12 protein-coding genes are annotated in these 14043 nt (G+C 64.3%); 6 read left to right on the top strand and 6 right to left on the bottom strand.

The features are described from left to right. Window positions 1–226 precede the first annotated feature (226 nt). The gene (locus AXW67_RS30055; protein WP_063680803.1) at window positions 227–1501 is read right to left on the bottom strand and encodes an acyl-CoA dehydrogenase family protein; all 1275 of its coding nucleotides are present in this window, start codon (window positions 1499–1501) and stop codon (window positions 227–229) included. Window positions 1502–1714: 213 nt separating this feature from the next. On the opposite strand from AXW67_RS30055, the gene AXW67_RS30060 reads away from it, so the two are divergent. After that, the gene (locus tag AXW67_RS30060; RefSeq protein WP_027550357.1) at window positions 1715–2494 is read left to right on the top strand and encodes an enoyl-CoA hydratase-related protein; all 780 of its coding nucleotides are present in this window, start codon (window positions 1715–1717) and stop codon (window positions 2492–2494) included. A 251-nt stretch (window positions 2495–2745) separates the two neighbouring features. On the opposite strand, the gene AXW67_RS30065 is transcribed toward AXW67_RS30060, so the two are convergent. From AXW67_RS30065 to AXW67_RS30075, 3 genes are read right to left on the bottom strand one after another with little or no spacing between them, the layout of a single operon-like run. Beyond that, window positions 2746–3123, bottom strand: coding sequence for a DUF6285 domain-containing protein (locus tag AXW67_RS30065; protein WP_063680804.1), 378 nt, complete (start codon window positions 3121–3123; stop codon window positions 2746–2748). A gap of 3 nt (window positions 3124–3126) precedes the next feature. Further along, window positions 3127–4113 (bottom strand): phosphotransferase family protein, encoded by a 987-nt coding sequence (locus AXW67_RS30070; RefSeq protein WP_063680805.1) that lies wholly within the window; start codon window positions 4111–4113, stop codon window positions 3127–3129. Next, window positions 4110–4898, bottom strand: coding sequence for an enoyl-CoA hydratase/isomerase (locus tag AXW67_RS30075; RefSeq protein ID WP_063680806.1), 789 nt, complete (start codon window positions 4896–4898; stop codon window positions 4110–4112). The genes AXW67_RS30070 and AXW67_RS30075 overlap by 4 nt, the downstream gene beginning before the upstream one ends. A 180-nt stretch (window positions 4899–5078) precedes the next feature. Here AXW67_RS30075 and AXW67_RS30080 point away from each other — a divergent pair, with 180 nt between their 5' ends. The 3 genes from AXW67_RS30080 to AXW67_RS30090 all read left to right on the top strand — a co-directional run bounded on the left by AXW67_RS30080 (window position 5079) and on the right by AXW67_RS30090 (window position 7947). Continuing rightward, window positions 5079–5858, top strand: a complete 780-nt coding sequence (locus AXW67_RS30080) for an SDR family NAD(P)-dependent oxidoreductase (RefSeq protein WP_063680807.1) — start codon at window positions 5079–5081, stop codon at window positions 5856–5858. Between the two features lie 134 nt (window positions 5859–5992). After that, window positions 5993–6370 carry a VOC family protein gene (locus AXW67_RS30085; protein WP_027550352.1) on the top strand — a complete coding sequence of 126 codons (378 nt, stop codon included), beginning with the start codon at window positions 5993–5995 and terminating at the stop codon, window positions 6368–6370. 302 nt (window positions 6371–6672) lie between these two features. Next, on the top strand, window positions 6673–7947 hold the full coding sequence (locus AXW67_RS30090; RefSeq protein ID WP_027550351.1) for an acyl-CoA dehydrogenase family protein: 1275 nt from the start codon (window positions 6673–6675) through the stop codon (window positions 7945–7947). 176 nt (window positions 7948–8123) lie between these two features. Here the strand turns inward: AXW67_RS30090 and yghU are convergent, their stop codons facing one another. Next, window positions 8124–9002 carry a glutathione-dependent disulfide-bond oxidoreductase gene (gene yghU / locus AXW67_RS30095; protein ID WP_063680808.1) on the bottom strand — a complete coding sequence of 293 codons (879 nt, stop codon included), beginning with the start codon at window positions 9000–9002 and terminating at the stop codon, window positions 8124–8126. A 275-nt stretch (window positions 9003–9277) separates the two neighbouring features. Beyond that, entirely contained in the window at window positions 9278–10942 is a 1665-nt protein-coding gene (locus AXW67_RS30100) for a flavin-containing monooxygenase (RefSeq protein WP_063680809.1), read from the bottom strand. A 252-nt stretch (window positions 10943–11194) separates the two neighbouring features. Between AXW67_RS30100 and AXW67_RS30105 the strand changes: the two genes are divergently transcribed. Both AXW67_RS30105 and AXW67_RS30110 read left to right on the top strand, forming a co-directional pair. Beyond that, window positions 11195–12328, top strand: a complete 1134-nt coding sequence (locus AXW67_RS30105; RefSeq protein WP_027550348.1) for a nitronate monooxygenase — start codon at window positions 11195–11197, stop codon at window positions 12326–12328. Between the two features lie 115 nt (window positions 12329–12443). Further along, a complete protein-coding gene (locus AXW67_RS30110) occupies window positions 12444–13970 on the top strand; it encodes an acetyl-CoA acetyltransferase (RefSeq protein WP_063680810.1) in 1527 nt (508 codons plus the stop codon). Window positions 13971–14043: the final 73 nt, after the last annotated feature.

The following is a 14043-nucleotide window of genomic DNA, read 5'->3' on the forward strand; positions in this document are numbered from 1 at the left end:
GAGCGGCGGGTGAATTGATCGTCATCGGGAGGAGCGAAACAACAAAGCGATCCAGAATCCCTCCACGGTGGCATTTCTGGATTGCTTCGCTTTGCTCGCAATGACGGTGCGGAGGCAGACACGCGCCTCAATCCACCGTCATTGCGAGGAGCCCTTGCGACGAAGCAATCCAGACTGTCTCCGTAGAACGACTCTGGATTGCTTCGGTGCGCTCGCAATGACCGCTTTAGTGCTTCCCCGGCCCCATGTAGCCGAACAGGAACCCCGCCACCTTGCGCATCTGGATCTCCTCGCTCCCTTCGGTGATCCGATAGCGACGGTGGTGGCGGTAGATGTGCTCGAACGGCTTGTGACGTGAGTACCCCATGCCGCCGTGGACCTGCATGGCGCGGTCGGCGGATTCGCAGCAGAGGCGGTTCGCCCAGTAATTGCACATCGAGACGCGGTCGGAGAGCGTGCGCTCGATCTGTTCCTGGGTGAGCTGGTCCATCTCCCACGCGGTCTTCCGGATCAACAGGCGCAGCATCTCGGCCTGTGTCGCAAGTTCGACCAGCGGGAACTGGATCGCCTGGTTCTCGGCGAGCGCCTTGCCGAACGGCTTTCGCTCGCGCGCATACGTCACGCTTTCATTGATGCAGTAGACGGCAGCACCAAGCGAGCTCGCCGCCTGCCGGATGCGATTCTGATGCACGAAGCATTGCGCCAGCGACAGGCCGCGGCCGACCTCGCCGAACAAGGCATCCTCCGGCACGAACACGTCCGTGAAGCTGACGCGCGGGTGATCGGTCGGCATGTTGAAGGTCCACATGTACTCCTCGACCTTCACGCCTTCGCTCTTGGCCGGCACCAGAAAGCAGGTGATGCCGCGCGCGTCGCCGTCGTCGCCCGAGGTGCGCGCGAACAGCGCGCAGTGGGTGGCCACGTGCATGCCGGTGGTCCACATCTTCTCGCCGTTGATGATCCAGCCCTTAACGTTGTCGCGCGTCGCGGGCACCGCGCGCGTCTCCATGTGAGTGGCGTCCGAGCCGTGATGCGGCTCGGTAAGACCAAAGGTGATGCGGTACTTGCCCCTGATCGAGCCGTCGATCATCGCCTTCTGGTCGTCGCGACCGTAGCGGTCGAGCATGGTGACCACCGGGAAATTGCCGACGATGGAGTGCTCGTTCTGCAAGTCATTGTGAAGCCCAAGGCCCTTGGCGGCGAAATGCTCGCGGATCACCGCCATCCAGAGATTGGAACCGTCCCTGCCGCCATACTGCTTCGGCACCGGAAGGCGCAGGTGACCCGCGGCGTCCGCGAGATCCTTTGCCTTGCGCAGCAGCGCCTCCCATTCGTGCCGCGGCAGACCGCCATTCTCGAAATCGGTGCGCGCCCATTCGCGGCGATGGTCGAAGAAGCGGATGTTGTCGTCGGCCTCTTCCAGCGGCTTGATCTCGCGTTCGATGAAACGGTCGAGCTCTCCGAGATAGGCGACGAGATCGGCAGGCAATGAGAAATCCACGGTTCTCTCCCGGAATGATTTTGTCGTTTTGCGTTAAGGCGCTACGCGCGTTTTTGCTTCGCACGATTAAGGTGAGAAGAGCGCACGCAAGTCAAGCAAGGCGAGGCGTGTGAAGCACGCAAGGCGCGCCCGCGCAAATCGATGGTGCTGCGGCGTGTCCGCGCGCTACTATGAGCCCATAATTCTCTGCCACAGAAAAATCCGGGAGCGACCATGGAGCTGAAATTTTCCAAAGTGGAACGCAAGGGGCCGATCACGATCATCACGTTGTCGCGGCCCGAGGTCTACAACGCTCTGCATACCGATGCGCATTTCGAGCTCAACAAGGTGTTCGACGATTTCTCCGCCGATCCCGAGCAGTGGATCGCAATCGTCACCGGCGCCGGCGACAAGGCGTTCTGCGCCGGCAATGATCTGAAGTGGCAGGCGGCCGGCGGCAAGCGCGGCTGGGACAAGGGCGGCTTTGCGGGCCTGACCTCACGCTTCGATTGCGACAAGCCGATCATCGCCGCCGTGAACGGCGTCGCGATGGGCGGCGGCTTCGAGATCGCGCTCGCCTGCGACCTCATCATCGCCTCGGAGAATGCGACCTTCGCCCTGCCCGAGCCGCGCGTCGGCCTTGCCGCGCTCGCCGGCGGCCTGCACCGGCTGCCACGTCAGATCGGCGTGAAGCGCGCCATGGGCATGATCCTCACCGCGCGCCATGTCAGCGCCAAGGAGGGCCTTGAGCTCGGCTTCGTCAACGAGGTGGTGCCGCAGGGCGAGGCGCTGACGGCCGCGCTGCGCTGGGCCGAGATGATCACCAAGAACTCGCCGATGTCGATCCGGGCCTCGAAGCAGACCATCCAGAAGGGCCTCGCCGTCTCGCTCGAGCAGGCGATCGAGGAGCAGCGGGACTACCCGGCGGTAAAGGCGATGGTGGCCTCGCAGGACTACATCGAAGGCCCGAAGGCGTTCGCGGAGAAGCGGCCGCCGAAATGGCTGGGGAAGTAAGACGTCTTCCCCTCTCGTCATTCCGGGGCGCGCCCGCTTGGGCGCGAGCCCGGAATCCATCTCGCGGCAGAGACAGCGGATGAATGGATTCCGGGCTCGTCGCTGCGCGACGCCCCGGAATGACGGTAGAGAAAGAAGCACGCTTGGCTCGACACCGTCATTGCGAGCGCAGCGAAGCAATCCAGGCTGTCACCGCGGAAAGACTCTGGATTGCTTCGCTGCGCTCGCAATGACGGAGGATGTGGCGCCGCCTATTCGCTTCTCGACACTTCCCGCTTGTAGGAGGCGTAGTTCGGCTGATCCACGGCGAGCTTGTCCATCGTGGTCTGCCAGAGATGCTCGGCCAAGCCCGGCGTCGCGAGATCCACCTCGCCCTTGGCGATGCGTTCTGCCAGCGCGCGGTTGAGCTCGGTGACCGAGCCATTCATGCCAAGCAGCGTGCGCAGGCGCTCGACCTCCTTCGCGTCACTCCCCTCCTCCAGCGCCAGCTGCCGGGTGACGAGATCGAGGATGTTGATGGCGACGCGCAGCTTGAACGCCTGGTGGCCGGAGATCAGCGGCGCGATGTCGTTGCGGAGGAAATCGGCGACGGCCTTGGTCAGCTCGATCGGTGTCGGTTCGTCCTGCATGCATCACCTCCCGCGCGGCGCGAGCAGCCGCAACAGATCGATCTCGGTCTCGGAGGCGCGGCGGCCGATCATGGCGCGCTCCATCGAATGGTCCGGGCCTTCGCGAAAGCGCTGCATCATGCCGCCGCACATGATGCCCCAGCGCAACGTGCCCATCACTTCCCAGAATTTGACGCGCGCCGGATCGACCTTGCGGCCCGCGGCCTCATAACCTGCGAACAGCTCCTCGCGCGAGCCGAAGCCGCCGACCGGTTTGTCGATCTCGCCAAAGCGCCACGAGTTGACGCAGAGCCAGCCGAGATCCTCCATGGGATCGCCGAAATGGGCGAGCTCCCAGTCGAGCACGGCGCGCACGCCGTCAGAGCCGATGATGAGATTGCCGTTGCGAAAATCGCCGTGTACCAGCGTCACCTCGACTGAGGGGCCAGGATCGTTGTCGCGCAGCCAGCGCAGCGCCAGCTCGAACACGGGCTTGGGCCAGTTCAGGCTGCGATAGTCGCGCTCGAACTCGTCGATCTCCTTCGCCGCGGTCATGAGGCGCAGCTCGGGCAACTTCTCCTGCGGCAGCCTGTGCAGGCCGGCGAGCACACCGCCGATCTGCCGCGCGAGCACAGGGCGGGCCGCGGCGAACTCGTCGTCGCGGAGAATCTTGCGCGCGATGGTCTCGCCCTCGACCCGCTGCATGATGAAGCCGGTACCGAGATCGTCCTCCGGCGTGAGTACATGCAGCACCCGCGGCGACGGCACACCGGCTTCATAGGCGAGCTGCATCAACCTCGCCTCGGCGGCAAGCCCCGCCGCGCGCGTCGGCGCGGCGCCATAGCCTTTTGGCGCGCGACGCAGGATCGCGCCGATCGGCCCGTCGGGATGCTCGATGTCGAAGCGCCAGGTTTCCTGGCTGGCGCCGCCGGACAGCTTTGCGGCGCAGCTCGCGCCGGTCGCGCCCGGGCACCAGCGCACCACGCTGCGCGAAAGCTCCGTCTCGATCATTTGCCTTTGAACTGCGCCGGGCGCTTCTCCAGGAACGCGCCGACGCCTTCGCGGAAGTCCTGCGTGTCGCCCGCGCGCAGCTGGCACTGAAATTCGAGATTGAGCTGTTCCTCGAAGGAATTCTCCGGGCTGTCCCAGTACAGCTTGCGGATCAGCGCGAGCGCGACCGTCGGGCCACTCGCGAGTTCGTGCGCGAGCTTCATCGCCTCCTCCATCAGCACGCCGTCGTCATAGACGCGGTTGACGAGGCCCCATTCCAGCGCCTTTTCGGCCGGAAGGCGCTCGCCCATCAACGACAATTCGACCGAGCGCGCCTTGCCGATCAGCCGCGGCAGCAGCCAGGTCGAGCCGCAATCGGGCACGAGGCCGATGCGGCGGAAGGCCTGCAGGAAATAGGACGAGCGCGCGCACAGGATCATGTCGCCGAGCAGCGCGAAGCTCATGCCGGCGCCGGCGGCCGGGCCATTGACCGCTGTGACGATCGGACAATGCAGATTGCGGATGCGTCGCAGAAATGGATGAAAACCGGTCTCGAGCGTCAAGCCGGCCTTGGTCTTCTTCGACTGGTTGTTGCGGCCCTGAAGATTCGCGCCCGTGCAGAACGCCCGCCCCGCGCCGGTCAGCACGACGCAGCGCACCTCCTCCTTTTTCTCCTCGATCGCGTCAAGCGCATCAGCGAGGCCACCCAGCATATCCATGGAGACCGCGTTCATCACCTCCTGATGGTCGAGCTTCAGGATCGCGACTGAACCATCGAACTCGAGCGTGACGTGTTTGAACTGCATCGTTTCCTCGTCAGTTGCGGCCTGCGTCAGTTTCGCAGACCGGAATTAGGTTTGCCGGGGCGCATATTTGATTTTTGGCGCGGCCTTGTCCATGGTGGAGCGAACATACCTTACCGTCGTATCGCACAATCTTGCGCGCACCGGCTGGCGCGCGGGCGTGCCAAGAACAGGAAACGCTCCATGAACATTTTCGACCTCACCGGCCGCGTGGCCGTGATCACCGGCGGCAATGGCGGTATCGGGCTCGGCATCGCGCAGGCGCTCGCGGGCCAGGGCTGCAATGTCTCGATCTGGGGCCGCAACGCTGACAAGAATAAAGGCGCTGCCGCGAGCATGGCCGACCTGCCCGGCAAGGTCGATACCCGCGTGTGCGACGTCACTGATCCGGCCTCGGTCAATGCGGCGATGAAGGCGACGCTCGACACGTTCGGCCGGGTCGACGGCTGCTTCGCCAATGCCGGCATCGGCGGCGGCGGCCGGCGTTCCTTCATCGAGCGCACCGAGGAAGAGTGGCGCACGATGTTCGCGACCAACCTCGACGGCGTGTTCCACGCCTTCCAGGCCGCCGCAAAACACATGACCGACCGCGCCAATGCCGGCGATCCCTTCGGCCGTCTGGTCGCAACCTCCAGCCTCGCCTCGATCTTCGGCACCGCGCGCAACGAGCACTATGCCGCGACCAAGGCCGCCATCAACGCGCTGGTCCGCGCGCTCGGCGTCGAGCTCGCCCGCCACGGCGTCACCGCGAACGCAATCCTGCCCGGCTGGATCAAGAGCGACATGACCGCCGGCATCATGGCCAACGACAAATTCGTCGCCAACGTGATGCCGCGGATTCCGCAGCGCCGCTTCGGCGAGCCCAGCGATTTCGGCGGCATCGCGGTGTACCTGATGAGCAAGGCGTCGTCCTATCACACCGCCGATACGTTCGTGATCGACGGCGGCTATACCGCGTTTTGAGATTTCGTAGGGTAGGCAGAGGCGCGCTTGCGCCGTGCCCACCAACGTTATTTTCCATTGCCATGGTGGGCACGCTGCGCTTTGCCCACCCTACGGTCTCTGGTTTTGTAAGCGCAGAAGGGGGATAGGCAAACATGTTCTCGCACGTGATGGTCGGCACCAACGACCTCGACAAGGCCAAGGCGTTCTACGACAAGCTGCTCGGCACGCTCGAGGTACGACCGGCAAGGCTTGACGGCCACCGCATCTTCTACATCACCAAGACCGGCATATTCTCCGTCTCCAAGCCGATCAACGGCGAGCCCGCAACGCCCGCCAATGGCGGCACCATCGGCTTTGCCTGCAACTCGCCGGAGCAGGTCGATGCGTGGCACGCGGCCGGCCTCGCCGCTGGCGGCAAGACGTGCGAGAATCCGCCCGGCATCCGCCAGGGCCCGGGCGGCAAGCTCTATCTTGCGTATTTGCGCGACCTCGATGGCAACAAGATCTGCGCGATGCACAGGCTGGGGTGAGTGCGCCCATACGTAACGCTGTCATTCCCCGCGAAAGCGGGGAAGCCATTAGGCCGTGGCTTCTTCGTGAGTCACCGACGCCTCTGGAATACTGGATCGCCCGCCCCAGTGCGCAATTGCGCACAAGGCGGGCGATAACGACGGAGAGCGTGAAGCCTAGCAGCACCGTTCAAACAACATTTCAAACGCTCTCGCGATATTCCATCGCATGGCATGGCGCGCGTGAAAAATGCGCGCTCGCGCTTTGGCCGCGCTGCGACTATTCTCCGGCCCAACGCGATGTCAACGAAACGGGAGGAACAATGAAACACACCTACATTCCCCGCACCACCAACTACACCCTCAATCCCGGCGACGAGCTCAACGACCTCAGGATGTCGGACCAGGTCCGGCCGCTCTATGATCACGTCAAGAAGTTCATCCGCGACACCGTCGAGCCGATGTCGATCGAGTTCGCCAAGGCCGGCGAGAACAAGGAAGACCGCTGGAGCTTTACGCCGAAGCAGCTCGAGGTGCTGGAGAAGGCCAAGGACAAGGCCAAGAAGGAAGGCCTCTGGAACTTCTTCCTGCCCGATGACGAGACCGGCCAGGGCCTGAAGAATCTCGACTACGCCTATATCGCGGCCGAGCTCGGCAAGAGCCCGCTGGCCTCGGAAAGCATGAACTGCTCGGCGCCCGACACCGGCAACATGGAAGTGCTGGAGCGCGTCGGAACCAAGGAGCAGAAGGAGAAGTGGCTGAAGCCGTTGCTCAACGGCGAGATCCGCTCGGCCTATGTCATGACCGAGCCGAACGTCGCCTCCTCCGACGCCAAGAACATCTCGACGACGGCCAAGCTCGTCGGCGACGAATGGGTCATCAACGGCGAAAAGTATTACATCTCCGGTCTCGGCGATCCCCGCTGCAAGATCCTCATCGTGATGGTGAAGACCAATCCGGATGCGGCGCCGAGCAAGCAGCAGTCGCAGATCCTGGTGCCGCGCGACACGCCCGGCGTCGAGGTGCTGGGGCCCATGTACGTGTTCGGACAGGATCATGCGCCGCGCGGCCACATGCATATGCGCTTCAACAATGTGCGGGTGCCGAAGGAGAACATGCTGCTCGGCGAAGGCCGCGGCTTCGAGATCTCGCAGCTCCGCCTCGGACCCGGCCGCATCCATCACTGCATGCGCACGATCGGCAAGGCCGAGAAGGCGCTCGACCTGATGGTGCAGCGTGGCCTCACCCGCGAAGCCTTCGGCAAGAAGATCGCCCATCTCGGCGGCAACATGCAGATCATCGCGCAGGCGCGCTGCGAGATCGAGGCGATGCGACTGATGGTGCTGAAGGCGGCGAAGGCCATGGACGTGCTCGGCAACAAGGAGGCTCGCGTCTGGGTCTCGATGGTCAAGGCGATGGTGCCGGAGCGCGCCTGCAAGATCATCGACCAGGCGATCCAGATGCACGGCGCGACCGGCATCTCGCACTGGACGCCGCTCGCCGAGATGTATCAGGACGTGCGCCACCTCCGCTTTGCCGACGGTCCGGACGAGGTGCACTGGATGGTGGTGGGACGCCACGAGCTGAGCATGGCGTAAGGGCTCGCCTCTTGCGGGGGGCCGTAGGGTGGGCAAAGGCGCGCTCCTCGCGCGCCGTGCCCACCATCGCAGTTTTCGCATGAAGTTGGTGGGCACGCTTCGCTTTGCCCACCCCACGATATCTTCATGCGATGCGACCTCTCCCCGCAAGCGGGGCGAGGTAGGAGGAGCGCCGCCTACGACGCAGCTGCCTCGATCTTGTCCTGCGTCTTGGTCTCGAAATCGCTCGCGTCGTGACGCTCATGGAGCTGGCTTGCGGGATCGCCGGAGACGCGGTTGACCATGCGTCCGCGTTTCACTGCGGGACGTTTGGCAATCTGGTCGGTCCAGCGCTGCACGTTCTTGTAGTCCTGCACGGACAAGAATTCGCCTGCGCCATAGACCAGCCCCTTGGCGAGCGCGCCGTACCATGGCCACACCGCGATGTCGGCGATGGTGTATTCGTTGCCCGCGAGATACTCGTTGTCCGCGAGCCGCCGGTCGAGCACATCGAGCTGGCGCTTGGTCTCCATCGCGAAGCGGTCGATGGCATATTCGATCTTGGTCGGCGCGTAGGCATAGAAGTGGCCGAAGCCACCGCCGAGATAGGGCGCGCTGCCCATCTGCCAGAACAGCCAGGACATGGCTTCGGTGCGGGTCTTGATATCCTTCGGCAGGAAGGCGCCGAACTTCTCGGCGAGGTAGACCAGGATCGAGCCGGACTCGAATACCCGGATCGGCTCTGGTCCGGAGCGGTCCATCAGCGCCGGGATCTTCGAGTTCGGGCTGATGTCAACAAAGCCACTGCCGAACTGGTCCCCATTGCCGATCTTGATCAGCCAGGCATCGTATTCGGCGCCCTTGTGGCCGAGCGCCAGCAGCTCCTCCAGCATCACCGTGGCCTTCACCCCGTTCGGCGTTGCCAGTGAATAGAGCTGGAGCGGATGGCGGCCGACCGGCAGCTCCTTGTCGTGGGTGGGACCGGCGATCGGACGGTTGATATTGGCGAACTGCCCGCCGTTTTCCTTATTCCAGGTCCAGACTTTGGGCGGTACGTAGGCGGGGGTATCGGTCATGCGGAAGGGCTCCGGCGCGGAAGGCGCGTGGCCTGTTAGCTAGCGACCGGGGCGGGATTGGCAAGGGTATTGGGATGCATTACCCGCCGGGAGGCCTCTGCGTTTCGTCATGGCAGCCCATCTCTACGCCGTCATTCCGGGGCGCCCGAAGGGCGAGCCCGGAATCCATCGTCCCACAGGAGTGCTTGGAGAAATGGATTCCGGGCTCGATGCCCCGGGCCGCGCTTTGCGCGGTCCGGTCGCATCGCCCCGGAATGACGGCGCGGAGAGAGCAACTATGACGCAGCAGCCGCCTCCGGCTGCACCGCCCGCTCCATCACAAATCCCTCATATCCCTTCGCGGCGACGTCGTTGCAGATCTGCCGGTAGACGCCGACGCCGCCGATATAGGGCATGAAGATGCGCGGCTTGCCGGGGATGTTGGCGCCCATGTACCAGGAGTTGGCCTGAGGATAGAGCGTGCCGTGAGCGACCTCGTTGACGTGGGTTACCCATTTGTCCTCGGCCGCCCTGCCCGCCTCCATGGTGGCAAGACCATGCTTGCGCATGTGGACAAGGCCGTCGGCGATCCAGTCGACATGCTGCTCGATCGACACGATCATGTTCGACAGCACCGAGGGGCTGCCCGGCCCGGTGATGATGAAGAGGTTGGGAAAGCCCGCGCTCATCAGGCCAAGATAGGTCTTTGGGCCCTCCGCCCATTTCTGGTTCAACGTCTGTCCACCGCGGCCACGAATGTCGATCTTTGCGACCGATCCGGTCATGGCGTCGAAGCCGGTCGCGAGCACCAACGCATCGACCTCGTGGTCAGTGCCCGCAACGCGCACGGCATTCGCGGTGATCTCCTGGATCGGGTTGGTTTTGATTTCGACCAACGAGACGTTCGGCCGGTTGAAGGTCGCGAAATAATCCGTGTCGATGCAAATGCGCTTGGTGCCGATCGGATGGCTGTTCGGCTGGAGCAGTTTTGCGGTCTCGGGATCGCTAACGATCTCCGCGATCTTACCGCGCACGAAATTCGCTGCCGTGTCGTTCGCGGTGCGATCGAGGCCGAGATTGTTGTAGACATACATGAAGGTCAGTCCGCCTCGCTCCCAGCGCGCTTCATATTTGCCGCGCCTTGCATCAGCGTCGTCGTCCAGCGCACCGCGATCAGGCTGCTGTGCATAGATGCCGTTGCGCGCCACTTCGCGCGCGAAACGGCGGATCTCCGGATAGTTCTTGCGGAACGCCTCGCGCTCCTCGTCCGTCAATGCAGCATTGCGGGCGGGAATCGAAAAATTCGCCGTGCGCTGAAACACGGTGAGGTGCTTTGCCTGCTCGGCAATCACGGGCGCCGACTGGATGCCGGATGATCCGGTGCCGATGAGGGCAACGCGCAGGCCGGTGAAGTCCACCGGTTCATGCGGCCAGTTGCCGGTGTGGTAGACAGGCCCCTTGAAGTTTTCGAGGCCGTTGATGTCGGGCTTGCGCGCGTTCGAGAGGCAGCCGGTCGCAAGCACCACGAACCTGGCGTTTACTGTCTTCCCATCGGAGGTCGTCACAGACCAGCTATTGGAGCGCTCATCGAACGCAGCGCGTTCGACGCGGGTGCTGAACTGGATGTCGCGGCGCAGATCAAAACGGTCGGCGACGTGGTTGGCGTATTTCAAAATCTCCGGCTGCGGGGCGTAGCGCTCACTCCAGTCCCATTCCTGCTGGAGCTCCTCCGAGAACGAGTAGGAATACTGCATGCTCTCGACGTCGCAGCGTGCGCCGGGATAGCGGTTCCAGTACCAGGTGCCGCCGACGCCCCCACCCTGTTCAAACAGGCGCGCAGAGAAGCCGAGCCCGCGCAGACGATGCAGCATGTACATGCCGGCAAAGCCGGCGCCGACGACGACCACGTCGTAGCCTTCGGTTGCGATGCGCTCGACGGGACTCGACTGCGCTGACGACATCGGTTGGCGCTCCCTCGTTATTTCTGTTCTTGTGAGCAGCATTCTATCGGCCTGACAAAAGCGCAAGAGGCAAATGGGCGAGCCCTGCTCTGCTTATTTTGTGCAGCGGAATGCGCTGTCCGCGGCGTGACGCCTGCACGCAAGATACGCGCGGGAAATCGGCTTGGCATCGCAGGCGACGATGGGCTAGCGTCGAACAGCCTTCGCCGGAGAAGCAACAACAGCAACGCGAAGGGCCGCCGGGAGAGGACCATGAAATCGCCGATCTGCGACATGCTGGGCATCGAGTTCCCACTGCTCGCCTTCAGCCATTGCCGCGACGTCGTCGCCGCCGTCAGCCGCGCCGGCGGTTTTGGCGTGCTCGGCGCGACTGTGCACACGCCGGAAACTCTCGAACGCGAGCTGAACTGGATCGACGCGCACGTCGACGGCAAGCCCTACGGCATCGATGTGCTGATCCCTGAAAACATCTCGACCGCCGGCGAGAAGGATGTCACCTGGAAGAGCCTCGAGGCGCGCGTGCCGCAAGAGCACCGCAACTACACCCGCGAGCTCCTGAAGAAGTACGATATCGAGCTGACCACGACCTCAGTTGCCGACAATCAGCCGCAGCCGTTCGATGCCAAGACCGCGATGGAGCTGCTGGAAGTCGCCTTCCGCCATCCGATCCGGCTGATCGCGAATGCGCTGGGCGTGCCGCCGAAGGCGATGATCGAAATGGGCAAGACGCACGGCGTGCCGGTCGCAGCCCTCGTCGGCGCCAAGGAGCATGCGCTGCGCCAGGTCGCGGCCGGCGTCGACATCCTGGTCGTGCAGGGCACCGAGGCCGGCGGCCATTGCGGCGAGGTCTCGACCATGGTGCTGGTGCCGGAGGTGATCAAGGCGATCAAACCCATCCGCGACGTGCCGGTGCTGGCGGCCGGCGGCATCATGACCGGACGGCAGATGGCGGCCTGCATGGCGATGGGCGCGGCCGGCGCCTGGACCGGCTCGGTGTGGCTCGCAACCGTCGAGGCCGAGACCACGGAAATCTTTCGCGAGAAGATGATCGCGGCGTCGTCGCGCGATGCGGTGAGATCGAAGGGCCGCACCGGAAAACCGGCGCGGCAGCTCCGCTCGGTGTGGACCGATGCCTGGGATCGCGCGCCGGAGAGCCCGGGCGCACTGCCGATGCCGCTGCAAAGCATCATCAGCCGCGATGCCTTCAATTCGATCGACCGCGCGGCCGCCGCCGGCAACGAAAGGGCGCGTGATCTCGTGAGTTATTTCGTCGGTCAGGGCGTGGGGCTGATCGACAGCGTCAAATCGGCCGGCGCCGTGGTGCAGGAGTTCAAGGAAGAATTTGCCGAAGCCGTCGAGCACATGAACGCGCTGGTGGCGGAGTGATCGCCACACCGTCATTGCGAGCGAAGCGAAGCAGTCCAGATTGTCGCCGCGGAAAGACCCTGGATTGCTTCGCTTCGCTCGCAATGACGAAACAACTGATACCGTGAATTGAAGCATGACAGATAAGACCAACATTTCCCCAGACCGCATTCCCGTCATCGTCGGCATCGGCGAGATCATCGATCGGCCCAAGGAGATCGCCGGCGGCCTCGAGCCGCTCGATCTGCTCGAGCAGGCGTTGCGGCGCGCGGAAGCGGATGCCGGTGCGAAGCTGCTTGACGAATTGCAGTCGCTCGACGTCGTCAATTTCCTGAGCTGGCGCTATCGCGATCCGGAGAAGCTGCTGGCGCAGCGGCTCGGTGCTGCGCCATCGCATTGCTATTACGGCCCGGTCGGCGGCGAGAGCCCGATCCGCTATATCCACGAGGCCGCGCAGCGCATCGCGCGCGGCGAATGCAGCGTGGCCGCGGTCTGCGGCGCCGAGGCGCAGTCGACCGCGACCAAGGCCGAGCGCGCCGGTGTCAAATTGCCGTGGACGCCGTTCGCCCATGATGTCGAGGAGCCCAAGCGCGGCGCGGCGTTCCAGAAGCCGCTTGCGGTCAAGCTCGGCGTGTTCCGCCCCGTCACGGTCTATCCCTTCTATGAAGCGGCCTCGTCGGCGCATTGGGGCCAGACACCGCGCGAGGCGATGGCCGAGTCAGGCACGTTGTGGTCGCGCTATGCGGACGCCGCCGCGCAAAATCCCAACGCCTGGCTGAAGCGCCGTCATGCGCCAGACGAGATCACGACGCCAACGGCCGACAACCGCCTGATCGCGTGGCCTTATACGAAGCTGATGGTTGCCAATCCCAGTGTCAACATGGGCGGCGCGCTTCTGCTCACCAGTCTCGCCAAGGCGCGCGCGGCCGGCATCACCGAGGACCGGCTGGTCTACCCGCTCGGCGGCGCCTCGGCCGAGGAGCCGCGCGACTATCTGCTGCGTGACCAGTTCCATGAGAGTCATCCGCAGAATGCGGTGTTAAGGGCAGCGATGGATCTCGCCGGCGGTGACGGCAAGAATTTCGACGCGATCGAGCTCTACAGCTGCTTCCCTTGCGTGCCCAAGATGGCGCGGCGGACGCTGGGCTTAGGGGCGGACGTGCAGCCGACCGTGAACGGCGGCCTCACCTTCTTCGGCGCTCCGCTCAACACCTACATGACCCATGCGGCCTGTGCGATGGTGCGCCGTCTGCGCGATGGCGCCAAGCTCGGCCTGCTCTACGGCCAGGGCGGCTTCGTCACCAAGCATCACGCGCTGGTGGTCTCGAAGGGGCCAGCACGCGAAGCGCTGGCGCAGGCGACCAGCGTGCAAGCGGAGGCGGACCGCAACAAGCGCGCCGTGCCGGATTTCGTCACGGAAGCCTCAGGCAAAGGCAAGGTCGAGAGCTTTACGGTGCTCTATGGCCGGGGTGGCGAGGTCGAGCACGGCGTCGTCATGCTGCGCACGAGTGACGACCAGCGCACCCTGGCGCGCATTCCCGCAAACGACAGCGCAACGCTGGCGCATCTGCTGAACATGGACCGGACTCCGGTCGGCTCGCTCGGCGACATCACGATGGCCGCTGATGGCGTGCCGGAGTGGCGGGTGGCGGAGCTCCCGTAGGGCGGGCAAAGGCGCTCTTGCGCCGTGCCCACCTTCTTTCCGCGATCGCTTGGAGATTGGTGGGCACGCTTCG

The sequence above is a fragment of the Bradyrhizobium neotropicale genome, assembly GCF_001641695.1.
Taxonomy (GTDB): Bacteria; Pseudomonadota; Alphaproteobacteria; order Rhizobiales; family Xanthobacteraceae; genus Bradyrhizobium; species Bradyrhizobium neotropicale.